At 55.2% G+C, this 489-nt stretch carries 1 pseudogene; it reads left to right on the top strand.

The annotated features are described in order from the left end of the window. Positions 1-45 precede the first annotated feature (45 nt). Positions 46-489 (top strand): annotated as a pseudogene (locus E0L35_RS25490) (hypothetical protein); the annotation flags it as partial.

Genomic DNA, 489 nt, shown 5'->3' with positions numbered 1-489 from the left:
GCATCTATACTTATCTTTTTGCTCTATTTTCTCACTGGAGGAGTCATGCGGTGGATCCTGTTCATCCTCTTCTGCCTGCTGGGCGCACCTGCCCACGCGGTATCCATACCCGGCGTTACAACCACAACGACAACGGACTCAACGACTGAACCGGCCCCGGAACCGGATATCGAACAAAAAAAAGCGGCCTATGGCGCACTGGCGGATGTGCTGGATAATGACACCTCGCGTAAAGAGTTGATCGACCAGTTGCGCACCGTCGCCGCGACGCCCCCTGCGGAACCGGTACCGAAGATCGTGCCGCCGACGCTGGTTGAAGAGCAAACCGTGCTGCAAAAGGTCACCGAAGTCAGCCGCCATTATGGTGAAGCCCTTTCCGCCCGCTTCGGGCAACTTTATCGCAATATCACCGGCTCCCCGCATAAGCCGTTTAATCCACAAACCTTCAGCAATGCGCTGACCCACTTTTCAATGTTAGCGGTATTAGTG

Source organism: Halomonas sp. ATBC28 (assembly GCF_005937175.1).
GTDB lineage: Bacteria > Pseudomonadota > Gammaproteobacteria > Pseudomonadales > Halomonadaceae > Vreelandella > Vreelandella titanicae.
The sequence above is the reverse complement of the archived record's forward strand: the minus strand, read 5'-3'. Positions and strand labels throughout refer to the sequence as shown.